Consider the following 25195-nt stretch of genomic DNA (forward strand, 5'->3'; position numbering starts at 1 on the left):
ACCTATGAAGCATGGAACGCTTCGCCGATCTCCTCGACCGCCTGATCCTGACGCCATCGCGCAACGCCAAGCTGACGCTGCTCGCGAACTATTTCCGCACGACGCCGGATCCCGATCGCGGCTGGGCGCTGGCGGCGCTGACCGGCGATCTCGATCTGCCGGCCGTGAAACCGGCCATGCTGCGCGCGCTCGTCGCCGAGCAGATGGACGAGGTCCTGTTCGCCTATTCCTACGACTATGTCGGCGACCTCGCGGAGACGATCGCCCTGGTGTGGCACGAGCGGGGCGGAACCGCCGGCGCTCCCCCCACCCCACTGCGCCACAACACCCCTTCCCTCTCCGCCGTCGTGGAGACGATCGCGGCCTCCTCGCGCAGCGAAGGGCCGCGCTGCGTGGCGGAATTCCTCGATGCGCTCGACGCGACCGGACGGTGGGCGCTGCTGAAGCTCGTCACCGGCGGGCTCAGGATCGGCGTCTCGGCGCGTCTCACCAAGCAGGCGCTCGCCGATATCGGCGGCAAGGAAGTCAACGAGATCGAGGAGCTGTGGCATGGACTGGTGCCGCCCTATGCCGATCTCTTCGCCTGGCTGGAGGGGCGGGGCGAGAAACCCTCCTCCGCCGCGCTGGCGCCGTTCCGGCCCATGATGCTGGCGCAGCCACTCGAGGAGAATGATCTCGCGCGTATCACGCAGGACGCCTATGCCGCCGAATGGAAATGGGACGGCATCCGCGTCCAGGCGGTTTCGGAGGGCGGGGTGCGGCGGCTGTACACCCGCACCGGCGAGGATATCGGCGACGCCTTTCCCGACATGATCGAGGCGCTCGACATCGAGGGCGCGATCGATGGCGAGCTGCTCGTCGGGCGACGCGAGGGCGAGGCGATCGCGCCCGGGAGCTTTTCCGAGCTTCAGCAGCGGCTGAACCGCAAGGCCGTGTCGGGCAAGCTGATCGCCAGCCATCCTGCCTTCATCCGCGCCTATGACTGTCTCGTCGATCGCGGCGAGGATCTTCGCACCCTGCCCTTTCGCGAGCGGCGCAGGCGTCTGGAGGACCTTGTCGCGACCTCGCTGGCAAAGCGCATCGACCTCTCGCCGCTCGTCCCTTACGACAGCCTCGACGAGCTCGCCGGGAAGCGCGGCATGCCGCCGGCGCCGATCATCGAGGGGCTGATGCTGAAGCGCTGGGACTCGGTCTATGAGCCGGGCCGACCCAAGGGGCCGTGGTTCAAGTGGAAGCGCGATCCGCACACGGTCGACGCCGTGCTCATGTATGCCCAGCGCGGCCACGGCAAGCGCTCGTCCTTCTATTCGGACTACACCTTCGGCGTCTGGAAAGAGACGGAGGGCGGCGCGGAACTGGTGCCGGTGGGCAAGGCCTATTTCGGCTTCACCGACGAGGAACTGGCGCAGATCGACCGCTTCGTGCGCCGCAACACCGTCAACCGTTTCGGACCGGTGCGCGAGGTGGTGCACGAGGCGGAGAAGGGACTTGTGCTCGAGGTCGCCTTCGAGGGCTTGCAGCGTTCGACGCGGCACAAGAGCGGCGTCGCAATGCGCTTTCCGCGTGTCTCGCGCCTCCGCTGGGACAAGCCGCCGCGCGAGGCCGACAGGATCGAGACGCTGGAGGCGCTGCTCGCCTCCGGCGATTGACAAGGAACGCCGCTCGGGCGCAGGAGGGCGGCATGGACCCCTCCGCCCCGCCCATCGTCCGCCCGTTCCGTCCCGCCGATACCGAAGGCGTCGCAGCCGTCATCGTGCCGATCCAGCAGTCGGAATTCGGCATCCCGATCCGCTACGAGGACCAGCCGGACCTTCTCGCCATTCCCGACTTCTACCAGTCGGGCGCCGGCGGCTTCTGGGTGGCGGAGGCGGCGGATGGCAGCATCGTCGGCACGATCGGGCTGAGGGACATCGGCGGGGGCATGGCGGCGCTGCGCAAGATGTTCGTCGCATCCGGGCACCGCGGCGACGGCACCGCGCGCCGCCTGCTCGACACGCTCGTCGCCCATGCCAAAGCAGCCGGCCTCCGCACCGTGCTCCTCGGCACCACCGCCCGCTTCCTGGCGGCGCATCGCTTCTACGAGAAGAACGGCTTCGTCGAGATCGCTACCGAAGAGCTGCCCGCGTCGTTCCCGCGCATGGCGGTGGACACGAAGTTCTACCGACTTCAGCTATGATGGCGGCGTTCAGATTCGGACGGGGAACGGCAGGATGAACGGTTTGCAGCGCTTCATGGGCGGATCGCCGGCACAGGTGCTGCTGCGCCTCGTCGTCCTCTCCTTCGTCGTCGGCATCGTTCTTTCCGCGCTCGGCGTCTCGCCGGCGGATATCGTGGATCGCGCCGTCGGCTTCGTGCGGCGCATCTCAGCGATGGGCTTCGGGGCGATCGGCTCGATCTGGAACTATTTCCTGCTCGGCGCAGTGATCGTGGTGCCCGTCTGGCTGGTGATCCGCCTGCTCAATATCGGCCGCGGCAGGAGCTGACCGACCATCAGTCGCGGCGGAAGAGAACGCCGGCGAGCCACCCTGTCAGAAGCGCGAGCATCACGCAGATGAGGCCGTAGACGAGGCCGTTGGTGTTCGCCAGCGTGAAGGTGAACTGCTCGAAGCCGGATTTCGCGATCGAGAAATCGGCGCCGTTCGTGGTCAGCATGGCGCCGTCGCGGAAGAGGAAGACCGAGACCCGGTAGGTGCCGACCGGCACATTGGCGGGAAGCTCGATACTCGACTGGAAGACGGCGACTCCCGGGAAGGTGACACCGAACGGCGTCTGGCGATAGAGGCCGGCATCCTCCTTGAGCCGCACGAAGGCCGCGCGGAACGCCGCCTCTTCGGGGCTGTCGTCGCCGCGATCGGCGGGGCCGAAATCGAGATGATCGAGCCCGATCTCGTAGCGGCGGAGCGTTGCCGTGTCGGCGATCTCGTCGAGTGGCCGCGAGGCGCTGACGGCATAGAAGGACGGCATGTCGGCGAAGACGCGCGACGCCCGGTTGAGCCAGATGCCGGCGACGCGGTCCTTGCGCCGCGTCACCAGCGTCTCGTCCGGGCCGCGCACGACGACAACCACCTCGTAGGGAGCCCGCTCGGCGCTTCCCTCTTCGGCTTCGATAGCGCCGAAGACGGCGAGGCTGGTGCCCGTGAAGCTCGACGAGATGCGGACATGGTCGGTGGAGGCGGCGACGACCAGCCGCTCCGCCCGGGCCGGGAGGGCGAGCAAGGCCGCCAGCAGGACGGCTGCGGCGACGGCGTGGCGGGTGAACGGCCTCACCTGGCGTCTCCCGCCAGCGTCGCAAGCGAAAAGAGCTCGTCCGGCGTCGTCACCAGATTGACGAGGAAGCGGATGCCGACCGCGAGCACCAGCAGCGCCAGCATGGCGCGCAGCTGCTCGCCACCGAGTCTCGCCCCGAGCCGCGCGCCGAACTGCGCGCCGATGACGCCGCCGACCATCAGGATCAGCGCGAGAACGCCGTCGACCGAGTGGTTGTTCGCGGCCTGGAGCACCGTCGCGACCGCCATGGTGCCGATCATCTGGATCAGCGAGGTGCCCACCACCACGCTGGTCGGGACGCGCAGGATGTAGATCAGCGCCGGCACGAGGATGAAGCCGCCGCCGATGCCGAGCAGCGAGCCGAGAATGCCGATGCCGATGCCGATCACCAGGATCGGCACGACGCTGACATAGAGTCGCGAGCGCTTGAAGCGCATCTTGAAGGGGAGCCGGTGCATCCAGCCATGTTGGCCGGGCCGCCGCAGCGGCGCCGGGCGGCCGCGGCGCGCATCGATGATGGCCCGGAGCGATTCGGTCAGCATCAGCCCGCCGACCAGCCCGAGAAAGGTGACGTAGCAGACCGAGATGATGAGATCGAGCTGGCCGGAGCGGCGCAGCAGCGTGAAGATCGTGACGCCGATCGAGGAGCCGATCACGCCGGCGACCACCAGCATGCCGGCCAGCTTGAAATCGATCAGCCGGCGCCGCCAGTAGGTCAGCGCCGCCGAGAAGGACGAGGCGACGACCTGCGCCGTCGTGCTCGCCACGGCGACGGCGGGCGGAATGCCGGAGAAGATCAGCAGCGGTGTCAGCAGGAACCCGCCGCCGACGCCGAACAGTCCCGAAAGAAAGCCGACGGCTGCCCCCATCCCGAAGATGAGGAACATGTTCACCGGCAGTTCGGCGATGGGAAGATAGATCAGCACGACGCACGACCGCTGGCGATCCCCGGCGGTCGTGCCGGGCTCCGGGTGCGGGATCGCCGATCCGCCCCGACGAGCCGTTTCTCCTGCCCGCTCAGCCCTTCGCGTCGAGGCTGGCGCCCGCCAGCGGGGAACGGCTCGCCGTCACCATCCACTCGGCCTTGGGCGCGGGCTCCTGGTTGACGGCAGGGTCGAGCGGCTTGGGCGCAAAGGCCTGCACCGCGGCGCGCGCGCTGGCGAGCTCCGCCGGGCTCAGCACCTTGGCGACCTCGTCGCGGCGGTTGCCGGCATCGGCGTCGCCCTGCTGCGCGGCGAGCGCAAACCACTTGTAGGACTGGATCAGGTCGACCTTCATGCCGAGACCGCGGGCATAGAGGACGCCAAGATTGTACTGGCTGTCCGCGACGCCCATATCCGCCGCCTCGATGAAGAGATGCGCCGCGGCGACATAGTCGGCATCGCCATTGGCGCCTTCGCTGACCATGACGGCGAGGTTGTGGGTCGCGCGGGCGTTTCCGGCCGCGCTCGCCTTGCGATACCACGATTCTGCGGCGGCCGGGTCGCGCTTCACGCCCTCGCCGCGCTCATAGAGGCTGCCGATGCGATACTGCGCGATCGCCAGCCCACCCTTGGCGGCGCGCTGGTACCATTCGGCGGCCAGCTGCAGGTCGGGACGGACGCCGATCCCCTCGGCATACTGTTTGCCGAGCGCGAAGGCGGCGACGAGGTCGCCCTTCGCCGCGTCGCGCTTGACGAGGGCGACGTCGAGCGCGGGCTCGGACGGAGTGGCCGGCGCCGTCATGACGGCCGCGGCGGGCATGGCGGTCATTGGGCTCGCGAGCGCGCTGGCCGGCTCGAAGGCGAGCGCCGCGTCGGCGGACGGGGCCACCATGGCCGGTGTCGCGGCCTCGGCGGCGACCGGCGGCAACGCCGACGGCGTGGCCTGGCGGACGGGCGCGGCCTCCGCCTGCGGCGCCGAGGCAGCCTTGGCAGGCGCGGGCATGGCGGGCGCCGCCGGCTGCGACGAAGCCATCGACGGCGTCTTCCTGGCCGGTACCGACGCCGTGGCCGAGATGTCGTATTCCGATCCGGCGCCGGAGAGCGTCATGACACGCTGGCCGATGGCCGGGCCGTATTTGGCGGCGCCGATCGCGAGGACGACGGCGGCGATGGCGAGCAACAGAGGACGACGGCGCCGGCGGAAGACGTTGCCGAGCCGGGCGAGCGCGCCGGGACGCTCCTCGGCGTCTTCGCCCTCGCCCTCGTCCGTCGACGGCGCGGCGGCGGCCGCCTTGCGCTCCGCCTTCACGGCGCGGGCGGTTTCGGCCTGGGCGGCCTGCGCGGCGCGGCGGGCGGCGGCGATGAAATCGGCCTTGCGGTCGCCGGTGCGCTGCTGCGCCTCGCCGTCGCGCTCCTCGGCCGGGAAGAACTCGCTCCTGAGCGACAGGTCGGGCTTGCCCGATCCGGGCGCCAGCGGGCGGTGGTCTTCGGGAATATCGCTCTGGCGGCGCTGCGGCAGTTCGAGCGGCCCGGCGGCAAGCGGCTGCGACCAGTCGCGGTCGCCGGCCTCGAGCTGCGCGATGCGATCGACCACTTTGGCCAGCGTGTCGTGCACGGCCTCAAGCGTCTCGTGATTGTGACGATCGGAGGTGAGCGCCGCGGTCTGGAGCGTGCGCAGGTCCTCGCGCAGCGCGCGGATCAGCGCCTCGTCGGGATAGGCAGGAATCTGGCCAGCGAATTCGCTGAGCGTCGAGCGGGCGGCGTCGCGCGCCGCCTCGATCGTCTCTCGGCGGCTGTCGCCGATGAGCTCCTGCAGCTTGCCGATATTCTCTTCGACCTTGGTCAGCGCATCGGTGCCGGGCGAGGCCTCGGCGAAGCGGTCGGCGAGGCTCGCCACCTGCGCCTCGAGCTGGGCAAGCGTCTGGTTGTCGTCGCGCTGGGTCGCGGCGTCGAGCCGCTCCATCAGCGCCTGCATCTGGCGGTCGATCGAGTCGAAACGGGCCGGCTCGCGCTCGACGACATGGCGGCGGATATCGGAGATGTCGCCGCGAAGCCCTTCGAGATCAGGGAAGGACGCAGACGCACCGCCCTGCAGCGCCGGCAGATCGACGATCGCGTCGAAGCGGCCGGAGAGGGCGTCGATCCGCTCTTCGAGCCGGCTGATCGCCGCTTCGCCGGCGGTCGAGCCGCGCGTCGCGATCTGCTCCAGCATGGCATGCACGGCGGCGACCTGCTGCTCGAGCCGCAGCATCAGGACCGGGTCGGTACCCTTGGCGAAGCCGTCGACCTCGCGGCGGATCGCGGCGAGCTCGCTCTGCAGCGGGCCGAGATCGACGCGCTCGCGCGGCGTGGCGACGAAATGCTCGACCACCTGCCGCAGCTCGGCGATCTGCCGCTCGATGCCGGTATCGATGCGGGTCGCCGCCAGCGAGGCGATGGCGTTGCGGATATCCTCGAGCTCGCCCTCCATGGAGCGGAAGGGCTGCGCGCGATCGATGAGCGAACCGAGGCGTCCGACCTCGTCGGCCAGGGTCTCGACGCGGGCGCGCTCGGGAACGCGGCGGACGATATCGTCCAGCCGCTCGATCACATGGCTGTAGCCCGCCTCGATGGAGGCGAGCGTCGTCTCCCGGGCCGAGGCGGCGATCGCCTGACGGATCTCGTCGAGATGGTGGCGCAGCTCGTCGAAGCGGCCGCCATCGTCGCGCGGGCCTTGGTCGAGGCGGGCGGCGATATCGGCCCGCAGCGCCTTGTCCATGTCCTCGCTGCGCCGTGCCTCGCTGCCGATGCGGCGGCCGAGCGTCGCGATGTCGCTCCTGAGCGCGGTGATCGCATCCTCGATGGCGATCGAATCGACAGCGGCGAGGCGACCCGCCTCGTTGTCGATCGCCTGCTGCCGCGCGGCGATCTCGGCGATCGCCGATTGCAGCCGCGCCGGCTGTTCCATGCGGGGAGCGGGCGCCGGCTCAGCGGGAGCGGGAGCGGGAACGGCCGTGCGCGGCGTAGCCTCCCGCGCGGCCATCTGGCCTGCGATGGCGGCGAGGCGGGCCTCGATCTCGCCAAGGCGATCATTCTCCAGGGGGCGCTGCGGCTCGGGGCGGGCGGCGTAGGCCGGCTGGCTCGCGAAAGCGGCCTGCGGAGCGGCCGGCTGCGCCTGCGGCGAGCGCTGCGCCGCGCCGCGCCGGGCGCCTTCGATGGCGTCGATCTGTTCGGTAATGCTCTCGACCAGCGCCGAAAGGGCGGCGATCCGATCGGCTCCGGGGGGACGGCGGGTCACGGCGGGATCAGCCGGCGGATAGGCGGCCTGCCCCGCCGACGGACGCGCCGCACCGAAATCGGTCTTCGTTCCCGTGATCATCGCCGCTCGATCCCCGACCCCTTCATCGGCACTGCCCTTCCGCCGCTGACAGGCTCCCCTCGCCCGTTGCGTCGTCTGCAGCGTGGTGCTGCGGCTCGCCTCCCCGAGCTTTGGCAAATCATGGTAAACACCGAGTTAACCTGCCCTTTGCGCCGTCGGAAGCGGGTAACAATCCCGTGGCGCGGCCCGCCGGAGCCGGCATGGCGGACGGCCGCTCGCCGCGGTTGCCGGCCTCCACTTGCCACGATGGCCACGGATGACGAGATTGGGACTGCGCCGCATGCGCCGAACTTCAACAGGGAACGACGAATCGATGAGCGTGACGCGGGTCGCCGACCTCTCGCGGGACGATGTGGACGGATCCGGCCTGCCCGACAACAACCGGCAGACCAGCTTCACCATCGGCGATCTCGCGCGCGAGTTCGACGTGACGCTGAGGACGCTGCGCTTCTACGAGGACAAGGGCCTGCTCAGCCCGCGCCGCGACGGGCCGAACCGCATCTATTCGCGGCGCGACCGCGGCCGGCTCAAGCTGGTGCTGATGGGCAAGAAGGTCGGCTTCTCGCTCACCGAGATCAAGGCGATGCTCGACCTCTACGACCTGAAGGACGGTCAGGTCGGGCAGATGCGGCTCGCGCTCTCCAAGTTCAACGAGCAGATCGAGATCCTCGAGCGCCAGAAGATCGACATCGAGCAGGCGCTGGAGGAGCTCCGCCGCACGGTCAGCGTCGTCAACGGCCTGATCCGGCAGAAGGAGGCGAGCGGCTGAGGCGGCGCGCCAGGGGCGGACGCAAGGACCGCCCGATGATCGGCCCGCGCCGGGGTCCGTGGAGGCTTGAATGAGGCGACGGCTGGTTCCAGCGCTGATCCTCGCCGTCGGCGTCGCCCATCCGGGGCTCGCCGCCGAAGCGCCGCCGCGCGCCGGCCGCTACACCATGCTGCCCTCGGAGGGTGGTTTCGTCAGGCTCGACACCGAGACGGGCCTCGTGACGCAATGCCTGCGCGAGGGGGATGCCGACGCCTCGGCCTGGCGCTGCCTTCCCGTCTCGACGCCGGACTCGGGCGCGGCCGCGCCACCCAGCCCCTTCGCCGAGCGGCTGGACGCGCTCGAGGCCGAGGTGGCCCGTCTCGCCTCCGAGGTGGAGGCTCTCGCCAGACTGCTGCATCCGCCGCAGGCGACGACCGACCAGGCCACGAACGGTGAGACGGCCGCCGCGCGCAACGTCGGCGGCGAAGCGATCGAAAGACTGTTCAGCCTCGTCCGCCGCTGGAAAGGCGCGCCGCCCGCCGAGACGCCTCCTATGCCTTGAAGCGCTCGCCGGCCCTGACCAGAGCATCGAGGATGCCCGGCTCCGACATCGCATGGCCGGCGTCGGGGATGATCTGGAGATCCGCCTCCGGCCAGACGCGATGGAGGTCGATCGCGTTGGCCGCGGGTGTGCAGAGATCGTAGCGGCCGTGCACGATCACGCCGGGAATGCCCTTCAGCCGCCCGGCATTGGCGAGGAGCTGGTCGTCGCGCTCTAAAAAGCCGGCATTGACGAAGTAATGCGCCTCGATGCGCGCGAAGGCGATGGCATAATGCGGCGTGCCGAAGGCGGCGACCCGGCCGGGATCGGGGAGCAGCGACAGCGCCCCGCCCTCCCACATGCTCCAGGCCCGCGCGGCGGAGAGCTGCGCGGCCGGATCATCGCCGGTGAGGCGGCGGTAATAGGCGGCGATCATGTCGCCCCGCTCCGCCTCGGGTATCTCGTCGCGGAAGCTCGCGAAGGCCTCGGGCAGCAGCCAGGATGCGCCATCCTGATAGAACCAGAGCAGTTCGGCCCGCCGCAGCATGAAGATGCCGCGCAGCAGCATCTCGCTCACCCGCTTCGGATGGGTCTCGGCATAGGCAAGCGCCAGGCACGAGCCCCAGGACCCGCCGAAGAGCTGCCAGCGATCGATGCCGAGATGCGTACGGATGCGCTCCATGTCGGCCACGAGATCCCAGGTGGTGTTCTCCCGGAGCTCAGCGTGCGGGGTCGAACGGCCGCAGCCGCGCTGGTCGAACAGGATGATGCGATAGGCCGCCGGGTCGTGGTAGCGGCGCATGTTGGGGCCGCAGCCGGCGCCGGGCCCGCCATGGATCATCAGCACGGGCTTGCCGGCCGGGTTGCCGCACTCCTCGACATAGATCTCGTGAAGGTCGGAAACCTTCAGCCGATGGACGGCGAAGGGTTCGATCGGCGGAAAAAGGGTCGCGCGCGCGGCGGCGTCGGTGGGCAAGGTCAGGCTCCGGTGATGGTCAGGAGGGATCGGGTGAAGGCGTGGCGGCGGCCGGCGAAGACCGCCTCGGCCGGCGCTCGTGAAGCGTCATGGCGCCCATGGCGAGCAGCGCGACGAGGACGGCCGGGGCGCCGCTGGCGCCGACGGGAAGGCCCATCCAGCCGGTCGGCCCGAGCACGGTCGGCTGAAGCGTCATGCCGAGCATCGTGCCGAGGCCGGGTGCGCCGAGCGCGATGCCCGCGTCGAGCGCGACAACCAGCGTCCCGGCGAGAAGACCGGCCGTCGCGGCCCGTCGCCCGATCCCGGCCGCCCAGCCGACGACCACGACGGGCGCCGTCGCCGCCGCGACCGAGAGGCCGAGCGCCGCGAGCAAGGCGGGATCTCCCGGAACGGCAACCGCGAGGATTGCCGCGAGCAGCATGGCGGCCCGGCCGACAACGGCGCGGCGGCCGAGCGGCGCCTGCCTCTCGATGAGTCGTGCATAGAAGTCCTCGGCGACGATGCTGCCGAGCGCCGCGAGGGCGAGCGCGAGAGCAAGCGCCGAGGCAGCGACGAGAGCGCCTGCGAGCAGCAGGGCGGGCACCGCGCCGAGACCGGCATAGGCCGCGAAGTTCAGGACCAACGCCGCGGGCGACGCGGCGGGATCGATGCCCGCTGCCCGGCCATAAAGGGCATAGGCCGGCGCGACGAGCAGCACCGCAGCGACGAGCACGATCCAGCGGCGCGCACGGGTGGTGCCGGAGGACGCGCTGGGAGCGGCGAGGCTCGGCAGGGCGGCGAGGCCCGCCACGAGCAGCACGGCCAGCACGATCGTGGCGGGCGCCGCCATGCGGGACGGCCCGGCAAAGGCATCGCTGCCGAAAAGCGGCAGCCATGGCAGCGGCAGCGCGCCGGCCTGCCATGCCGCGGCAGCCGGCCCGATGAGATAACCGAGCGCGATGGTCGGGACGAGCGCCACCACGAGCAAGGCGACCGCGCGGCCACCGCCCGAAAGCACCGTGATCGCGACGAGCGCGAGCACCATCGCCGCCGAGGTTCCGGGCGCGAGCCCGACCGTCTGGCGGATGATCTCCGCGAGGAAACGCGCCTCCGCCGCCACGAGCAGCAGCAGCGCGGCAGCGGCGGCGACTGCGGCGGGGAGGCCCGCCGCGGCGCCGAAATGTTCGCGGACGGCGCCCGGCAGGGTCGGCGCGCCCGTCCGGCCGAGCGCCGGCGCAACCACGCGGCGGGCGAGAACGCCGCCCGCGATCGCCGCGGCGACGAGTGCGAGGCCCGAGAGGCCGCCGAGCGCGATGCCGAGCGGCGCGGCAACGAGGAGGAGCGGGCTCAGCAGCAGGCCGGCCACCGGGTCGCCCGGCGGCGACAGCACCGGCCGCGGCGACAGCGTTGCGGCCCCGAGCGCCGCGACGACACCCGCCACCACGGGAACTGCGGCGAGAATGGCCGGAAGTGGCAGCGGCGTCCCGAAACGGTCGATCGCCGCGACGATCCCGGCCGCGGCGAGGACGACCGCCAGCACGACGACGCCCGCGTTGCCGCCTCGCCCGTCCGTCCCGTCAGCTGTTCTCTCCACCGGCATGCCGGGGATCGGACAGGAGGCGAAGCCGCTTGTCAACGAAGGCCGGGGGTCAGATCGCCGGCGTCAGCAGCCTCGGCAGCGGGCGCTCGAAGGTCTTCACGCCGCGCTTGAAACCCATCACGACCGGCGCGATCCCCGACACGGCGCCGGCCGGGTCGTGCGCATCGACGACGATGAGATCGGCCTCGTTGCCGACGGCGATGCCGTAGCCCTCGCACCGCATCAGCCGGGCCGGCTGCGACGTCACCATGTCGAGGCAGAGCGCGAGTTCGGCGCGGCGGCCGAGTTGCGCGGCATTGGCGTAGAGATTGGCCATGCGCATCAGCGAGGCGTCGCCGAAAGGCGTGAACGGGTTCATGACGTTGTTGGTGGCGAGCGAGCAGGTCACGCCCGCGCCGGCGAGGACATGGGCCGGCGCCACGCCGCGCGGAACCAGATGGTCCTGCCCGCGCCCCATGAGGAAGAGATCGGTCGCCGGCAGCACGGTGAGCGCGACGCCGGCCCGTGCCATCTTCGCCGCATAGTCCATCACGCGCTCGCGCGGCATGGCTGAGAGCTTCGTCACATGGCCGACGGCAACCCGTCCCTGCCAGCCATTCGCCTCGGTTGCGGCAATGACGGCATCGAGATGCGTCCAGCCGGGATCGAGGTCGAAATCGAGATGGAAATCGACATCGAGATCGAAGCGCCGGGCGATGGCGAAGATGCGCGCGATCTGCTCGTCGGGGTCCTTGTCCGTATAGGGACAGCCGCCGACGAGGTCGGCGCCGGCCTCGCAGGCGGCGACGAGAAGGTCCTCGGCGCCGGGATCGTTGGTAAGCCCTTCCTGAGGGAAGACACAGATTTCGAGATCGATCGCAAAGGCATAGTCGCGCTTCAGTCGCTGCAAGGCATGGAAGCCGCGCAGCCCGATGCGCGTGTCGATTTCGGCGTGGGTGCGCATGCGCGTGGTGCCCTGCATGATCGCCATCCTCAGCACCCGCTCGGCCCGCGCCGCGATGTCGGCCTGGCTGAAATCGTGCTTCAGCCGCGAGACTTCCGCGATCGCCTCGGCGAGCGAGCCCTCGGCCCGGCAACGCTCCAGGATACAGGCCTTGTCGAGATGGATGTGGCTCTCTACGAAGCCTGGGAGGACGAGCCGCCCTCCGGCGTCCTCGACCACCGCCGCGACAGGCACCTCGCGCCCGATCGCCGCGATGCGTCCGTCGGCAACAGCGATGGCGAGCGGCTTGTCGCCGAGATCGGGCAGGAGGGCATTGGCGAGTATGAGATCGAACGGCATCGGCGGCTCCGCTTCGGGACGCGGAAGACTAGCCTCATTCCGCGCCCATCCGGATGCCCCAAACTTTCGCGGCCTGCCCGAAATTCACACTGACTTCCGTATGATGGACGGGGAGGCCCTGCCGTGCTCTCATCGCGGCAACAGAGGCATGGAGGATCGCATGGCGCCCAAGCGAGAGACGACCAACCCGAACGCGGACGACATCGCGGCGCTCGAGCGCGAGATCGCCGATGTCCGCGCCAACATCATCGAACTGACGGAACAGGCCGCGGCCTATTCCGGCGCGGCCGACGACGACCTTTCCTCGCGCCGGATCGCCGAGCAGGAAGCGCAGCTGAAGCGCCTCACCGAGAAGCGCGACCGGCTGGAAAAGGGTCAGTAGGCCGCGGTCGCTCTCTCGATGAGCGGCACCAGCTCGAGATCGTAGAAGCGACAGTCGGCGCCGGTCAGCTCTGCTGCGCATTCGCTGATCACGATGCGTGACGGGCCATAGCTCGTCGGATGATCTGATCGCGTCGTTGCGTTATCTTGTCTCGACAAGCTCACTCCCGGGCCTCTGTGGAGCGACGACATGCGCGCGCTGGAAATCTCTGATCGCGACCTGTCCAAGCTGGCGATCGAGGCGGCCAAGCTCGCCGCCAACTATTGGTCCTCGTTGGATGGGCGTCCGGCCTATCCAGCGACAAGCGGCACGCAAACGTCGCGCCTCTTCGATCGACCTTGGGCGCGCGCAGGAAGGGGCCCTGCGATACTGGACGAGTTCGCGGCCATAGCGGAGCATGTCCGGCCGTGCACGGGCCGCTTCTTCGGCTATGTTGCGGGGTCCGGCGAGCCCGTCGGCGCCATCGGCGATCTTCTCGCCTCCGTCCTCAACCAAAACTGCACGTCATGGCGTTCCGCACCGGCCGCGGCCACTATCGAGCGGGTCGTGGTCGGCTGGCTCGCGGAGGCGGTCGGATGCGCTGGCTTTGCGGGAAGTCTCTGCGGTGGCGGCTCCACGGCCAACCTGATGGGACTCGCGATGGCGCGAGAGAGCCTGTTGCCCGCCAATGACGACGGCGCACGACCCGGCGTCGTCTATGCGTCCGAACAGGCGCACATGTCGATCGCAAAGGCCGTCTCGCTGCTGGGCCTGGGCCGAAACAACCTTCGGCTCCTTCCCGTCGATGAAGATTTCCGATTGCGCACCGACGCGCTGCGGGATGCGATTGCTCTCGACCGCCGCCAAGGGAGGACGCCGCTGGCGATCGTTGCGAGCGTGGGAACGGTTGCCACCGGTGCGATCGACCCACTGCCGCATCTCGCCGAGATTGCCAGGGCGGAAGGAATCTGGCTGCATGTCGACGGTGCGTTCGGGGTGTTGGCCGCGCTTGCAGCGCCGGAGAAGTTCGAGGGGCTTTCATTGGCCGACTCGATCTCGCTCGACGCGCACAAGTGGCTCTATCAGCCGATCGATTGCAGTTGCCTGCTCCACCGGGAGCGTACTGCTGCTCGGAAGGCCTTTTCGTACAGCGGCGACTACGTCAGGATTCTCAATCAGGATCCGGAAGAGTCCTTCGCCTTCTTCGATGAATCGATCGAGCTCACGCGGCGCTTCCGAGCGTTGAAGCTCTGGATGTCGCTGCAGTATCACGGCCGCGATGCATTTCGGGAGGCGATCACGCGTGACCTCCAGCATGCACAGCTGCTCGCCAGAGCTGTCCAGTCGCATCCAGCGCTTGAGTTGCTTGCGCCGGTGCCGCTCAGCGCGGTGTGCTTCCGCCATCGCGCAAGGGACAACGAGGCGATCCTAAGGCGCGTCATTGCTCGGGGTCGGGTCTATCTCTCCAACGCCACAATCAATGGCCGCTTCGCGTTGCGCGCCTGCTTCGTCAATCATCGGACGACGCGAGAGGACGTCGACGAGATCATTGTCGAAGTGATTGCCGCCGCGGACGAGCTGAACGCCTGAGGGAAGTGCAGCTGGACCATCGCTCACTCGCGGCATGGCCGGAGCAGGCGGGCGAAAGGCGACGATCGAACCCGGTCAGTAAGCCGCGGTCGCTCGCTCGATGAGCGGCACCAGTTCGAGATCGTAGAAGCGACGGTCGGCGTCCGACAGTGCCGCTGCACCGTCGCTGATCACCACGCGCAGGACCGAATGGGCCCGCGACGGCCGCTGCACGGCGCCGAGCGCCATCAGTTGTTCGAGCGCCGATGTGAGATAGATCTTCCGAAGCATGGGATGCGTCCGTGCCCTCTCGCGTCACGGACAGATTCACCATGGGATGGTGAACGGAGTGTTAAGAAAGATCGACGATCTGGTCCTGAATCGGGGTCGTCACGGTTGGTCCGTCGGTTGGATGGACGAAGACGTTGATCTCCAGCCTCACCCCGAATTCCGGCAGGTAGACGCCCGGCTCGATCGAGAAGCCGGTGCGCGGCAGGATGCGGCGCGTGTCGTGCGTTTCCAGATTGTCGAGATTGACGCCGAGCGCATGCAGCCTCTTGCCCGGGCCCATGCTGTGGCCGGTACGGTGATGGAATGCGTCGCGATGGCCGGCTGCGGCGATGATGCCGCGCGCTATGTCGTCGACCTCGTAGCCCATCAATGTCTCGCCGCGCTCGAAGGCGAGGCGGATGGCGTCCAGCGCCGCGTCGCGGGCGCGGCGGACGAGATCGAACACATCCTGCAGCTTCTGTGGCACCACGCTCCCCGCGAAGCCGCCCCAGGCGATGTCGGCATAGACGTTGGGCTCGCCGGGATGGCGCGCCCAGAAATCGATCAGCAGCCAGTCGCCGGCCCCGATCGCGGCTGATCCTTCCGCCTTCGGCTCGTAGCTGACGATGCCCGAATGTGCGTTGGCCTGGACAACCGGCTGCCCTTCGGTCTCGAGCCCGAGCCGTTCGAACTCGGAAAGGATGAAGCGCTGCAACGCATATTCGCTGATCGTTCGTCCGGCGCGGACGGCGCTGCGCACCTGGTCGAAGGCCGCGTCCTTGATGCCGGAGACCAGCAGGCAGGCGTCCTTGTGGCTCGCGATCGCATGATCGTCCCAGGCCGCTGCCGAGACCTGGAAGAGATCGGCCGAGGTTACGATCACGTGGCCCCAGCTCCGCAGCAGCTCGATCGTGCCGGCATCGACGAAGGCGGCGTTCGGCACGGCGCCCTCGTCCGAATACTCGGTCGCGAGCCGCTTCGCCCCGACGAGCAGTTGGCGGAGCAGCGCCCGCATCTCCTCCCAGCCGCGATAGATCCGCTTCTCGATCGCGACATCGTGGAAGAAGAACTGGTCGACGGTGTGGATCAGCAGCACCGGCGCGCCGGAGCGCGGCACCACCAGCATCGCGCGGCGCGTTGGCGTGCGCGAGACGCCCAGCACCTGCCAGAAGAAGAGGTTAGAGCCGCGATAGTCATGCATCAGCCAGCCGTCGATGCCCTCGGCGGCCATGAAGCGCTGCGCTTCGGCGAGTGAGAACATCGCGTCAGCCCTCCTTCTGCCAGGCAGCCGTGACGGCAGCTGCGGCCGCGCCGAGATCGACCCTTTGCCCGAGCTCTTCGAGCGCCGCGCCATAGGCGACGACATTGGCGAGCACCGGCGGGAAGGCGGCGCGGACGCCGGTATGGTCGAAGCGCACCAGCCGATGCTCGATATCGCCGAAGCCGCGGCCGAGCGAAACGCCAAACCGCGCGGCGGCGTCGATGAGGTCGTCGGCGGCGATGCCCTCCGGGACCGGGGCAGCGGTGACGAGGGCCGAGGCGCGCCCGTCGTCGGCGATCCAGGGCGCGACGCCGAGGGCCCTCAGGCCGGCGCGGCTGGCGCGCGCCGCCCTCTGGTGCCGGGCGATGCGGGCCGGCAGGCCCTCCGCCTCGAGACGGTCGAGCGCCGCGCCGAGTGCACGGAACTCGAGCGGCGGCGGCGTGCCGGGCAGTGCGCCGCGCCCGCGATCGAGCCAGGCTTCCTTGATATCGAGCAGCGACAGCAGCGAGGGCGCCGGCCTCGCCGCATCCGCCATCGCCGAGAAGGCGCGCTGGCTGACGGCGACCATCGACAGGCCCGTCGGACCGCCAAGCGCCTTTTGCGGCCCCAGCACGCAGAGATCGATGCCGAGCGCGTCGATATCGAGCGGATGGCCGCCCGCCGAGGCGACCGCATCGACCACCAGCAGGGCGCCGGCCTCGCGGGCAAGCGATGCCACCTCGTCCAGAGGATTGAGAGACCCGTTCGCGGCCTCGGCATGGACGACAGCGACGAGGTCGACCTTGCCCAGCTCAGTGATCGCGGCCGCGACGGCCGCAGCCTCGGCCGGCTGGCCCGGCTCCGCGACGACATCGGTGACCGCCGCGCCCCCGCGCCTCAGCCAGGCGCCGAAATAGGCGCCATAGGGGCTGGTGACGACATTGACCGCCGCGAGGCCGGGCCGCGCGAGGCTCGCCGCCGCCGCCTCCAGTGCAAGCAGCGCCTCGGCCTGCACGAAGAGGATGTCGGACGTCGTATCGAACAGGCGCTTCACGCAGTCGGCGAGCCGCCCATAGGCGTTCGCGGCGACGGGCGGAACGTCGAGCAGCGGATCGAAGATGTCGTGGCTGGCGGAGGGATTGGTCACGTGCGGCGAACCTCATCGCGCGCCGGCGCGGGGAGGCCGCCGGCTGGAGCGGACAATCAGCCCGGCGATGCCGAGCATCAGGAGCGTGAAGACGAAGACGACCGAAGCCGCAGCATAGACCGCCGGCGAGGGGCCGTATTGCAGGCTGCCATAGAGATAGACCGGCAGCGTGTTGACGCGCGGCGTCGTCAGGAAGGCTGAGACGACGAGATTGTCGAAGGCGAAGGTGTAGGCCATCACCGCGCCTGCAGCGAGCGCGGGGGCGACCTGAGGCAGGATCACGAAGCGAAGCGTCTGCCAGCGCGAGGAACCGAGATCGGCGGCCGCCTCCTCCACCCGGCGGTCGAGCGTCAGCACGCGGGCGCGGATAATGAGCGCGACGACGGCGATCGTCAGCGGCGTGATGCCAGCGACGAGCGTCGCGGTCGAGAGCGGGATGCGCGTCACGGCATAGAAGAGCAGCAGCGAAACGCCGATCACCGATTCCGGCACGATCAGCAGCACATAGGTGACGCCGGCGAGAAGCCGGCGGACACCGCGCGCGGGATGGCGCACCATCGCATAGCCGAGCGCGCCGCCGACGCCGACCGAGACGAGCGCGGTCCAGAAGGCGACGACGAAGCTCTGCCCGACCGCGCGGCGCAGCGAGCGATCGTTCCAGGCGGCCGGAAACCAGTCGAGCGTGAAGCCGGTCCAGGTGGCCGTCTGCTTGTTCACGACGCCGACATTGAAGGAATAGACCAGCGCGGCGAGGATCGGCGCGAACAGGAAGATCACGGCCACGACATACCACGCGGCGAGCGCTGTCTCCGGCAGGCGCCGGCGCAGGGCGGCGCTCATACGCCGACCTCGTCGAAGCCCTTGGTGAGGCGGGCGAGCGCCACGACCATGATCGCCACCGCGACAAGCACCAGCACCGCCATGGCCGATCCGAGCGGATAGTTCTGCGATTGCAGATATTGCGAGGAGATCGCCTGCCCCATCAGGACGCCGCGGCTGCCGCCGAGCAGCCTGGGAATCACCATCTCGCCCAGCATCGGCACCGCCGTCAGCAGCACCGCCGTGGCGATGCCGGGGCGCGAGAGCGGCAGCGTCACATGGAGGAAGGTCGAGAAGCGCGAGGCGCCGAGATCGCGGCTCGCCTCGATCAGCGGTCGCGGGATGCGGTCGAGCACGACGAAGAGCGGCACGATGGCGATGGGCAGATAGGCATAGACCATGCCGATGAAGACGGCGGTCTGCGTATCGAGAAGGTCGAGCGGCCCTTCATGCAGATGCAGCGCGTTGAGCACGATCTCCGTCGCGCCCCCGCGCGACATCAGCATGTGCAGCGCCATCACGCGGATGAGGAAGCTCGAGAAATAGGGAATGAGGATGAGCAGCACGGCGAGCAGGCGCCGCTTCGCCGTATGCCGCGCGATGAAATAGGCGACCGGATAGGCCGCGGCGAGGCAGAGCGCAGAGGCCGTCACGGCGAAGACAACCGTGCGCAGGAATGTGGCGCCGTAGAATCCGCTGAGCGCCGTGCGGTAGTTGTCGAGCGTGAACGCGAGTTCGACACCGCCGAAGGTCGAGCGGCCGAACGAGAAGACGACGGTGAAGCCGAGCGGCGCGAGGAAGAACACCGCGAGCCAGAGGGTCGGCACCGCCGCCAGCACGTGGTCGGCGGCGGATGCCGGCAGCCCCCCGGCGGCGCGGCCGCCGGGAGATCCCGAGTGCTCTGGTGCACGCGTCGCCACGCTCAGCCGCCGGCCGCCGCCTGGATCTCGGTCTGCACCTGGAGATAGGTGCCGATCGTCTCCGGATTGACGACGAACGAGGTCAGCTTCTTGAAGTCGAGGTCCTTGCCGCCGAAGATCAGGTCGATGTTCTTGGTGTCGGCGGGGAGCTTCTCCTTGAGGCCGGCCAGCGCCGCCGGGAAGCCGACATATTGCGTCTCGGCGAGCTGGACTTCCGGCTGAAGCTGATAGGCGAGGAAGTCATAGGCCTGATCGAGGTTCGGCGCGTCCTTGGGGATCGCGTAGTTGTCGACCCAGAGCTCGCTGAACGGACCCGGCACCACCCATTTCAGCTTCGGATTGAGCCCGATGATGGCGCGCGCGGTGCCGTTGTTGGTCTGCGCCAGCGTGATTGCGCCATTCGCAACCGCGTTCGGGTCGAGGCCGGAGAACGACTTCACATGCTTCGCCAGCGCCTTGACCTTCTCGCCGGCGGCGCGAATCTCGTCATTGGTCGCCGTGTTCCAGTCCTTGCCTTCCAGCCAGAGCTGCGGGCCGATCGTCTCCCAGCCGGTATCGGAGAGGCGGATCTTGCCGGTAACGCCGGGCTTGTCGAAGGCCTTGAAGAAATCGTCCCAGGTGACGATCTCGCCGCCGACCGCCTCCGGGTCGTAGACGACGCCGAGCAGGCCCCAGTCCTTCGGAATGGAGTATTTGTTGCCGGGGTCGTAGTCGCGGTTCAGCAGGTCCTGGTCGAGCGAGGCAAGGTTCAGCTTCGAATGGTCGAGCTCCTGCAACAGCCCCTTGTCGGCCAGTTGCCTGATCCAGCTCGACGAGGGGATCACGAGGTCGAAGCCGGCCCCGGCCGGGCTGTTCAGCTTCGCGAACATCGTCTCGTTGGAATCGTAGGTGGCGATGTTCGGCGTGACGCCCGACTTCCTGGCATAGCCCTCGAGATTGGCTGTCGAGAAATAGTCGGGCCAGGAATAGATGTTGAGCTCGCCGCCGGCCGCACGGGCGCTGCCGCCCGGCAGGGTCGTGGCGAGGGCGAGCCCTGCCGGCGCCGCGCCGAGCAGCGCGAGAACGGAGCGCCGGCTTGGACGGCCGCGGAACTTCGGATCGACTGTCATCCTCTCAGTCCTTTCACGTCTGGTTCAGCCATGGGTCTCGACACCCGGTTTTCGTCCCGATAGGCACGGGCGGCTTCGGCATCGAAGGTCACGAGAACGGGATCGCCCGGCACCAGGGCCGGCGTCGCGGCGGTCGACCGCGCGATGATCGATTCAAAATCGCCGCCGCCCTCGGCGACGGCGCGCAGGCGCAGCGACGGGCCGATGGCGACGCTGTCGACGAGACGCGCCGCGATGCGGTTCGGCCCGGCTGCGCCCTCGCCTGCCGGCAGGAAGCGTGTCGCCTCCGGCCGCACGACGACGAGAGCCGCATCGCCCGGCTTCAGCGCGGCATCGGCGAAGCCGGCGGCGATCGGACCATGCGCCGAGTCGAAGGCACCCGGCTGCCCGGACCGGACGAAGCGCGCCGGGACCGTATTGGCGCTGCCGACGAAGAGCGCCACCCAGGCATCGGCCGGCCGGTCATAGACCTCGGCGGGCGGCCCTTCCTGCACGAAGCGCCCCTCGCGCATGACCGCGAGGCGATCGGCCATGCCGAAGGCCTCCTCCTGGTCATGCGTTACATAGATGAAGGTGGCGCCAAGCTCGCTCTGCACGCGGCGGAGCTCGCGCTGCATCTCGTCGCGAAGCTTGCGGTCGAGCGCGGCGAGCGGCTCGTCGAGCAGCAGCACCGCCGGATCGGCGGCGAGCGCGCGGGCGAGCGCGACGCGCTGCTGCATGCCGCCCGAAAGCTGGTGCGGCTTCAGCGCCGCGGCATCGGAAAGGCGCACGAGATCGAGCATGGCGCCAGCCTTGTTGCGCCGCTCAGCGCGCGAGAGGCCCTGCATGCGCGGGCCATACGCGACATTGTCGAGCACGGAGAGATGCGGGAACAGCGCATAGCTCTGGAACACGGTGTTGACCCGCCGACGCTCCGGCGGCAGCGAGGTCACGTCCTCGCCGTCAATGAGGATGCGCCCCGAGTCCGGCGTCTCGAAACCGCCGATGAGGCGCATCACCGTCGTCTTGCCGCTGCCGGATGGCCCGAGAATGGCGAGGAAATCGCCGCGCGCGACGGATAGGGAGACATCCGAGACGACACGACGTCCGTCATAGCTCTTGCTCACGGCGTCGAGGGCGACGGCGGGGTTCGCTGCGGGAGGCACGGCGGCGTCTCTCTCGGACGGGCAGGCCGTCCATGCGGGGATACAATTCTCAATAAGCCAGACGCCGCGTCGCCGCGAGGATGTTTGTTCCGCAAATCCGCTTTCGCGGAACATGGAAATGCCCCCATTGTCTTTGGCGACATGCGATGCTGCAAGCGGGCGGCGCGCCGTAGGACGAAGGGACGAACTGGATGGTGGGGGAAGGACGGACGCGCATCGTCGTGACCGGTGGCGGCTTCGGCGGGCTGGAAGTGGTCCGCTCGCTGCCTCAGGACGGCGTCGACATCACGATCATCGACACGCGCAACCATCATCTCTTCCAGCCCCTGCTCTACCAGGTGGCGACCGCTTCGCTCACGACGTCCGACATCGCCTGGCCGATCCGCTACCTCTTCCGACGTCGCCCCGAGGTCACGGTGCTGATGGGCCGCGTCACCGGCATCGACACCGAGCGGCGCTGCGTCATCGCCGAGGACTGCGAGCCGGTGCCCTATGACATCCTGGTCGTCGCGACCGGAGCACGGCACTCCTATTTCGGCCATGACGAATGGGAGCCCTATGCGCCGGCGCTGAAGACGCTCGAGGACGCCACAACGCTCCGTCGACGCATCCTCACCGCCTTCGAGCGCGCCGAGGCCGAGCCCGATCCGATCCGCCAGCGGGCGCTGCTCACCTTCGCCATCGTCGGCGGCGGTCCGACGGGCGTGGAGATCGCCGGCGCGGTCGCCGAGTTGGCGCGGGACACGCTCAAGCACGACTTCCGTCATATCGACACCACCGAGACGCGGATCGTCCTCATCGAGGCAGGGCCGCGCCTCCTCCCCGCGTTTCGTCCTGCGCTCTCCGACTATGCGCGCGCGGCCCTCGAGAAGCTCGGCGTCGAGCTCGTCCTCGGCGAGGCGGTGACGCTGTGCGATTCCGACGGCGTCGTCTATGGCGGCGAGCGGCTCGCTGCGGGCAATATCATCTGGGCGGCCGGCGTTCAGGCCTCGCCCGCCGCATCATGGCTGGGCGCGCCGGCCGACAAGGCGGGCCGGGTCCGTGTCGAACCCGACCTGACGGTGCCGGGCCACGCCAACATCTTCGCGATCGGCGACACGGTGACGATCGCCGGACCGGACGGGTCGCCGGTCCCCGGTATCGCGCCGGCGGCGAAGCAACAGGGGCGCTATGTCGCCTCGGTCATCCGGGCCCGCCTCAAGGGGCGAGCGGCGCCGCCGCCCTTCCGCTACCGCCATGACGGCAGCCTCGCGACGATCGGCAAGCGGCTCGCGGTGGTCGATTTCGGCTGGATCGCGCTGAAGGGTGCGCTGGCCTGGTGGATCTGGGGCCTCGCGCATGTCTATTTCCTGATCGGCGTCCGCAACCGCGTGATGGTCGCGCTCAGCTGGCTGTGGATCTATCTTCGCAACCAGCGTGGCGCCCGGCTCATCACGCAGCAGAAGGACCCCGTCGAAGACGACATCCTCTAGGCTCTCGCCTCACTCGGCCGGCAGCGGCAGCTTCTCCCATTCGAGGGAATCCGCCCCGGTGACGAGGCCGCCATCGTCGGTCAGCATCAGCACCAGCCTGAGGCCGTCGGTGACATAGGGATCGTTGGTGAGATTGACGCGCGGATCAGCGTCGGTCGAGACGCCGACGCCCTTCGCATAGCCGAAATGCGCGACCGCGCCGGCCTTCAGCATGTCCTGGAGCACATAGTCGCGGTCGAAATCGACCTCGGGCCCGATCTTGTGGGTCGTGAGGTACCAGGACTTGTCGGTGAGCTCGACGCCGATGTCGCGGCTGATCTGGCCCACCCAGACCTTGAGCCCCTGATAGGTGAGCGGCGTCAGCCAGAAGCGCATATGGTTGCGCTCGTTGATCGAACCGCGCGCCTTCTGGAGCGCGATGTCCTGCTGGCGGCCGAACAGATAGAGCGGGCTCACCGGCGAGGTTTCGTACTGCGTGCCGACGAGGAACGACTTGGCGGTGTCGACGGCGCTGTGGATGTCGAGCGGCTCGGTCAGGTGCCAGCCGCGATCGACAAATGGAAAGATCGTGTCGATGCCGGGACCGATGACGACGAGGTTGAGCGGATCGCCGTTGCGGCTGCCGGAAGCGTCGGTGGTGCAGCAGGGCAGCGCCTCGATCCGCGCCCTGAGGGTGGGCAGATCGACCTCCTCGGGCGTCTGCCGCGCGAGGAAGCCGACCGTATCGAGCGGCGGCGCCGCATAGGCGGGGCCGGGTACCGGCACGATGAAGCGGAAGTCGACCTCGTTGCCCCCGTTCAGCATGCCGACCGTGACGAATTTCAGCCCGGTCTCGAGATGGGTGAAGACGAAGCCCGACACCGTTGCCCCGGGCGCGACGCTCATGCGGATCGCCATGTCCTCGACCCGCTTGGCGTTCTCGACGCTCCTGTCGGGCTCGAGCCGGTCATGGAAGCGATAGGCGACCTCGGCCGGCGAGAAGTAGGTCTCGTCGGTGGTGATGGGCATGTACCAGAGCGGCGTCGACCCCTTGTTGGCGATCTCGATATGGACGGGCTGGATACCCTTCTCGATCATCGGCAGGCCGAAGATGCCTTCCACTTCCTTCGCGCCGGGAACGGCGACGCTGACCGTGATGTCGCCCTTGGACGCGCTCTGCGGCGCGCCGAGCAGCGTCTTGTCGAACGGCTCCGCCGCGGCGAGGCCGGGCAAGGCGCTCAGCGCAGCCGCCGCGAGGGCGAGGATGGTTCGGCCGATGGTCATGTCGCGTCCCCCCGAGGATCGGCCGATGAGAGCGCCGCGCGGGCGCGGCGTCAATCGGGCGGGAACGGCTCCCGGCGCGGTGCGTTTTCAGGCGGAGTACCGATTCCAGCCAAGGAGGCCAGCATGGCTCGAGACGACACCATCCCCGCGAAGGGGCCGCTGATGAACGCCGCCCGCTACGATGTCACCGAAAAGCAGGCTGGCGAGCCGCCGCGCTATCCTGTCGTGCCGCCGGTCGACGAACGCGCTAATGCGAAATTCCTCGATTCGCTGGTCGACACCGACGGACGCCCGATGAGCGAGGCGAGGCCCGTCATCGAGCGCGAGGGCATGGACGACGACGAAGACGAGGACGAGCGCTGACGAACGTTCAATCGCGGTGCAGCCGCCGCTGCCGCCTGCGGGCGAGCAGCCGGCGGTGGCGCATGATATCGCCGAGCGACGGCGCAACGAGCGCCGCCAGCACCAGCGCCATGACGACGGCGAAAACGGGGCCGATGCGGCTGAAGCCGAGCGCTCCCGTGATGCCGCCGGCGACGAAAGCGCCGAGCAGCGAGCCGAGCAGCGCGAGCTTCGGGCGATCGGCTGCTATGGCAGGCCCATCGGAAGCGGGCCGGAAGCGCAGCACCAGCTCATAGGCGAACTTGCCGATCTCGATGCCGAAATCGGTGACCATGCCCGTGACATGCGTGGTGCGGATGCGCGCGCCGGAGATCTTGGTCACCGTCGCGTTCTGCAGGCCCATGATGAAGCAGAGCAGAGGGATGGCGAGCGGCTGGATCAGTGCCGTCGGCAGTGTCGGCCCCACCAGCACGCCGAACACCAGCAGCAGAGCGGACTCGAGCGCGATCGGCAGCACATATTGCGTGCTGACGTAATGGCGGCGCCCCCAGTTGATCAGGATCGCCGAAACCGCGGCGCCGAAGGTGAAGGCGGCGAGCGCGCCGATGCCGATCATCACGAGGGAGCCGAGGCCGAGCACGACGTGATCGGCGATCGCCGCGACGATGCCCGACATGTGCGACGTGTACTGCCCGACATAGAAGAAACCGCCCGCGTTCACCGCTCCGGCGACGAAGGTCAGCACGAGGCCGAGCTGCGCATCGGTCGTGCCGTCGCGTTCGGCGGCGACGATCCGGCGCACTGCATGGCGGTAGCTTCGGCCGAAGCGGCGGCCGTCGCGATGGGTGAGAAGTTCGGTCATGG

The 25195-nt window shown here is 69.1% G+C and carries 25 protein-coding genes; 9 read left to right on the plus strand and 16 right to left on the minus strand.

Annotated features, from left to right (window positions below):
• Positions 1-11: 11 nt before the first annotated feature.
• Genes QO015_RS10010 through QO015_RS10020 form a run of 3 tightly spaced genes read left to right on the plus strand, consistent with a single transcriptional unit; the run spans position 12 to position 2483 of the window.
• Positions 12-1649 carry a cisplatin damage response ATP-dependent DNA ligase gene (locus tag QO015_RS10010; RefSeq protein ID WP_266279686.1) on the plus strand — a complete coding sequence of 546 codons (1638 nt, stop codon included), beginning with the start codon at positions 12-14 and terminating at the stop codon, positions 1647-1649.
• A 32-nt stretch (positions 1650-1681) separates the two neighbouring features.
• On the plus strand, positions 1682-2176 hold the full coding sequence (locus QO015_RS10015) for a GNAT family N-acetyltransferase (RefSeq protein ID WP_266279685.1): 495 nt from the start codon (positions 1682-1684) through the stop codon (positions 2174-2176).
• 34 nt (positions 2177-2210) lie between these two features.
• Positions 2211-2483 (plus strand): DUF6460 domain-containing protein, encoded by a 273-nt coding sequence (locus QO015_RS10020; RefSeq protein ID WP_266279684.1) that lies wholly within the window; start codon positions 2211-2213, stop codon positions 2481-2483.
• A 7-nt stretch (positions 2484-2490) separates the two neighbouring features.
• Here QO015_RS10020 and QO015_RS10025 read toward each other — a convergent pair whose 3' ends face one another.
• The 3 genes from QO015_RS10025 to QO015_RS10035 all read right to left on the minus strand — a co-directional run bounded on the left by QO015_RS10025 (position 2491) and on the right by QO015_RS10035 (position 7548).
• A complete protein-coding gene (locus QO015_RS10025) occupies positions 2491-3267 on the minus strand; it encodes a TIGR02186 family protein (protein ID WP_266279683.1) in 777 nt (258 codons plus the stop codon).
• Positions 3264-4193 (minus strand): sulfite exporter TauE/SafE family protein, encoded by a 930-nt coding sequence (locus QO015_RS10030; RefSeq protein WP_266279682.1) that lies wholly within the window; start codon positions 4191-4193, stop codon positions 3264-3266. Before QO015_RS10030 ends, QO015_RS10025 begins: the two co-directional genes overlap by 4 nt.
• Positions 4194-4284: 91 nt before the next feature.
• A complete protein-coding gene (locus tag QO015_RS10035) occupies positions 4285-7548 on the minus strand; it encodes a hypothetical protein (protein WP_266279681.1) in 3264 nt (1087 codons plus the stop codon).
• A 313-nt stretch (positions 7549-7861) separates the two neighbouring features.
• On the opposite strand from QO015_RS10035, the gene QO015_RS10040 reads away from it, so the two are divergent.
• Both QO015_RS10040 and QO015_RS10045 read left to right on the plus strand, forming a co-directional pair.
• A complete protein-coding gene (locus QO015_RS10040) occupies positions 7862-8317 on the plus strand; it encodes a MerR family transcriptional regulator (RefSeq protein WP_266279680.1) in 456 nt (151 codons plus the stop codon).
• A 70-nt stretch (positions 8318-8387) separates the two neighbouring features.
• On the plus strand, positions 8388-8858 hold the full coding sequence (locus QO015_RS10045; protein ID WP_266279679.1) for a hypothetical protein: 471 nt from the start codon (positions 8388-8390) through the stop codon (positions 8856-8858).
• On the opposite strand, the gene pip is transcribed toward QO015_RS10045, so the two are convergent.
• From pip to QO015_RS10060, 3 genes are read right to left on the minus strand one after another with little or no spacing between them, the layout of a single operon-like run.
• Complete coding sequence (pip, locus tag QO015_RS10050) at positions 8848-9813, minus strand: prolyl aminopeptidase (protein ID WP_266279678.1); 966 nt, start codon at positions 9811-9813, stop codon at positions 8848-8850. The genes QO015_RS10045 and pip overlap by 11 nt on opposite strands.
• Positions 9814-9832: 19 nt before the next feature.
• Complete coding sequence (locus tag QO015_RS10055; RefSeq protein WP_266279677.1) at positions 9833-11386, minus strand: hypothetical protein; 1554 nt, start codon at positions 11384-11386, stop codon at positions 9833-9835.
• Positions 11387-11441: 55 nt separating this feature from the next.
• Complete coding sequence (locus QO015_RS10060; protein ID WP_266279676.1) at positions 11442-12674, minus strand: amidohydrolase family protein; 1233 nt, start codon at positions 12672-12674, stop codon at positions 11442-11444.
• A gap of 160 nt (positions 12675-12834) precedes the next feature.
• Between QO015_RS10060 and QO015_RS10065 the strand changes: the two genes are divergently transcribed.
• On the plus strand, positions 12835-13056 hold the full coding sequence (locus tag QO015_RS10065) for a hypothetical protein (RefSeq protein ID WP_266279675.1): 222 nt from the start codon (positions 12835-12837) through the stop codon (positions 13054-13056).
• Here the strand turns inward: QO015_RS10065 and QO015_RS10070 are convergent.
• Complete coding sequence (locus QO015_RS10070) at positions 13050-13214, minus strand: hypothetical protein (RefSeq protein WP_266279673.1); 165 nt, start codon at positions 13212-13214, stop codon at positions 13050-13052. The two genes, QO015_RS10065 and QO015_RS10070, sit on opposite strands and share 7 nt — an antisense overlap.
• A 31-nt stretch (positions 13215-13245) precedes the next feature.
• Here QO015_RS10070 and QO015_RS10075 point away from each other — a divergent pair, with 31 nt between their 5' ends.
• Positions 13246-14625 (plus strand): pyridoxal phosphate-dependent decarboxylase family protein, encoded by a 1380-nt coding sequence (locus QO015_RS10075; protein WP_266279672.1) that lies wholly within the window; start codon positions 13246-13248, stop codon positions 14623-14625.
• Positions 14626-14700: 75 nt separating this feature from the next.
• Here the strand turns inward: QO015_RS10075 and QO015_RS10080 are convergent, their stop codons facing one another.
• The 7 genes from QO015_RS10080 to QO015_RS21785 all read right to left on the minus strand — a co-directional run bounded on the left by QO015_RS10080 (position 14701) and on the right by QO015_RS21785 (position 21254).
• A complete protein-coding gene (locus tag QO015_RS10080) occupies positions 14701-14895 on the minus strand; it encodes a hypothetical protein (RefSeq protein WP_266279670.1) in 195 nt (64 codons plus the stop codon).
• A 61-nt stretch (positions 14896-14956) separates the two neighbouring features.
• Complete coding sequence (locus QO015_RS10085) at positions 14957-16135, minus strand: M24 family metallopeptidase (RefSeq protein WP_266279668.1); 1179 nt, start codon at positions 16133-16135, stop codon at positions 14957-14959.
• A gap of 4 nt (positions 16136-16139) precedes the next feature.
• Positions 16140-17261 (minus strand): pyridoxal-phosphate-dependent aminotransferase family protein, encoded by a 1122-nt coding sequence (locus QO015_RS10090; RefSeq protein WP_266279667.1) that lies wholly within the window; start codon positions 17259-17261, stop codon positions 16140-16142.
• A gap of 12 nt (positions 17262-17273) precedes the next feature.
• Positions 17274-18101 carry an ABC transporter permease gene (locus tag QO015_RS10095; RefSeq protein ID WP_266279665.1) on the minus strand — a complete coding sequence of 276 codons (828 nt, stop codon included), beginning with the start codon at positions 18099-18101 and terminating at the stop codon, positions 17274-17276.
• Positions 18098-19000, minus strand: a complete 903-nt coding sequence (locus QO015_RS10100; RefSeq protein ID WP_266279664.1) for an ABC transporter permease — start codon at positions 18998-19000, stop codon at positions 18098-18100. Before QO015_RS10100 ends, QO015_RS10095 begins: the two co-directional genes overlap by 4 nt.
• A 2-nt stretch (positions 19001-19002) precedes the next feature.
• Positions 19003-20109, minus strand: a complete 1107-nt coding sequence (locus QO015_RS10105) for an ABC transporter substrate-binding protein (protein ID WP_266279663.1) — start codon at positions 20107-20109, stop codon at positions 19003-19005.
• Positions 20106-21254 (minus strand): ABC transporter ATP-binding protein, encoded by a 1149-nt coding sequence (locus QO015_RS21785; RefSeq protein ID WP_370877411.1) that lies wholly within the window; start codon positions 21252-21254, stop codon positions 20106-20108. The genes QO015_RS10105 and QO015_RS21785 overlap by 4 nt, the downstream gene beginning before the upstream one ends.
• A 191-nt stretch (positions 21255-21445) precedes the next feature.
• On the opposite strand from QO015_RS21785, the gene QO015_RS10120 reads away from it, so the two are divergent.
• A complete protein-coding gene (locus tag QO015_RS10120) occupies positions 21446-22726 on the plus strand; it encodes an NAD(P)/FAD-dependent oxidoreductase (RefSeq protein WP_266279661.1) in 1281 nt (426 codons plus the stop codon).
• A 9-nt stretch (positions 22727-22735) separates the two neighbouring features.
• Here the strand turns inward: QO015_RS10120 and QO015_RS10125 are convergent, their stop codons facing one another.
• A complete protein-coding gene (locus QO015_RS10125) occupies positions 22736-23989 on the minus strand; it encodes an LssY C-terminal domain-containing protein (RefSeq protein WP_266279660.1) in 1254 nt (417 codons plus the stop codon).
• A 123-nt stretch (positions 23990-24112) separates the two neighbouring features.
• Between QO015_RS10125 and QO015_RS10130 the strand changes: the two genes are divergently transcribed.
• Positions 24113-24352 (plus strand): hypothetical protein, encoded by a 240-nt coding sequence (locus QO015_RS10130; protein WP_266279659.1) that lies wholly within the window; start codon positions 24113-24115, stop codon positions 24350-24352.
• A 7-nt stretch (positions 24353-24359) separates the two neighbouring features.
• On the opposite strand, the gene QO015_RS10135 is transcribed toward QO015_RS10130, so the two are convergent.
• Positions 24360-25193, minus strand: a complete 834-nt coding sequence (locus QO015_RS10135; protein WP_266279657.1) for a YoaK family protein — start codon at positions 25191-25193, stop codon at positions 24360-24362.
• Between the last annotated feature and the right edge of the window lie 2 nt (positions 25194-25195).

The organism is Kaistia geumhonensis (assembly GCF_030815145.1).
Taxonomy (GTDB): domain Bacteria; phylum Pseudomonadota; class Alphaproteobacteria; order Rhizobiales; family Kaistiaceae; genus Kaistia; species Kaistia geumhonensis.

Coding starts and splice junctions, on each gene's coding strand:
- QO015_RS10010 (WP_266279686.1), top strand. CDS start 12: ATGGAACGCTTCGCCGATCTCCTCGACCGCCTGATCCTGACGCCATCG.
- QO015_RS10015 (WP_266279685.1), top strand. CDS start 1,682: ATGGACCCCTCCGCCCCGCCCATCGTCCGCCCGTTCCGTCCCGCCGAT.
- QO015_RS10020 (WP_266279684.1), top strand. CDS start 2,211: ATGAACGGTTTGCAGCGCTTCATGGGCGGATCGCCGGCACAGGTGCTG.
- QO015_RS10035 (WP_266279681.1), bottom strand. CDS start 7,548: ATGATCACGGGAACGAAGACCGATTTCGGTGCGGCGCGTCCGTCGGCG.
- QO015_RS10040 (WP_266279680.1), top strand. CDS start 7,862: ATGAGCGTGACGCGGGTCGCCGACCTCTCGCGGGACGATGTGGACGGA.
- QO015_RS10045 (WP_266279679.1), top strand. CDS start 8,388: ATGAGGCGACGGCTGGTTCCAGCGCTGATCCTCGCCGTCGGCGTCGCC.
- QO015_RS10060 (WP_266279676.1), bottom strand. CDS start 12,674: ATGCCGTTCGATCTCATACTCGCCAATGCCCTCCTGCCCGATCTCGGC.
- QO015_RS10065 (WP_266279675.1), top strand. CDS start 12,835: ATGGCGCCCAAGCGAGAGACGACCAACCCGAACGCGGACGACATCGCG.
- QO015_RS10075 (WP_266279672.1), top strand. CDS start 13,246: ATGCGCGCGCTGGAAATCTCTGATCGCGACCTGTCCAAGCTGGCGATC.
- QO015_RS10080 (WP_266279670.1), bottom strand. CDS start 14,895: ATGCTTCGGAAGATCTATCTCACATCGGCGCTCGAACAACTGATGGCG.
- QO015_RS10085 (WP_266279668.1), bottom strand. CDS start 16,135: ATGTTCTCACTCGCCGAAGCGCAGCGCTTCATGGCCGCCGAGGGCATC.
- QO015_RS10095 (WP_266279665.1), bottom strand. CDS start 18,101: ATGAGCGCCGCCCTGCGCCGGCGCCTGCCGGAGACAGCGCTCGCCGCG.
- QO015_RS10105 (WP_266279663.1), bottom strand. CDS start 20,109: ATGACAGTCGATCCGAAGTTCCGCGGCCGTCCAAGCCGGCGCTCCGTT.
- QO015_RS10120 (WP_266279661.1), top strand. CDS start 21,446: ATGGTGGGGGAAGGACGGACGCGCATCGTCGTGACCGGTGGCGGCTTC.
- QO015_RS10125 (WP_266279660.1), bottom strand. CDS start 23,989: ATGACCATCGGCCGAACCATCCTCGCCCTCGCGGCGGCTGCGCTGAGC.
- QO015_RS10130 (WP_266279659.1), top strand. CDS start 24,113: ATGGCTCGAGACGACACCATCCCCGCGAAGGGGCCGCTGATGAACGCC.
- QO015_RS10135 (WP_266279657.1), bottom strand. CDS start 25,193: ATGACCGAACTTCTCACCCATCGCGACGGCCGCCGCTTCGGCCGAAGC.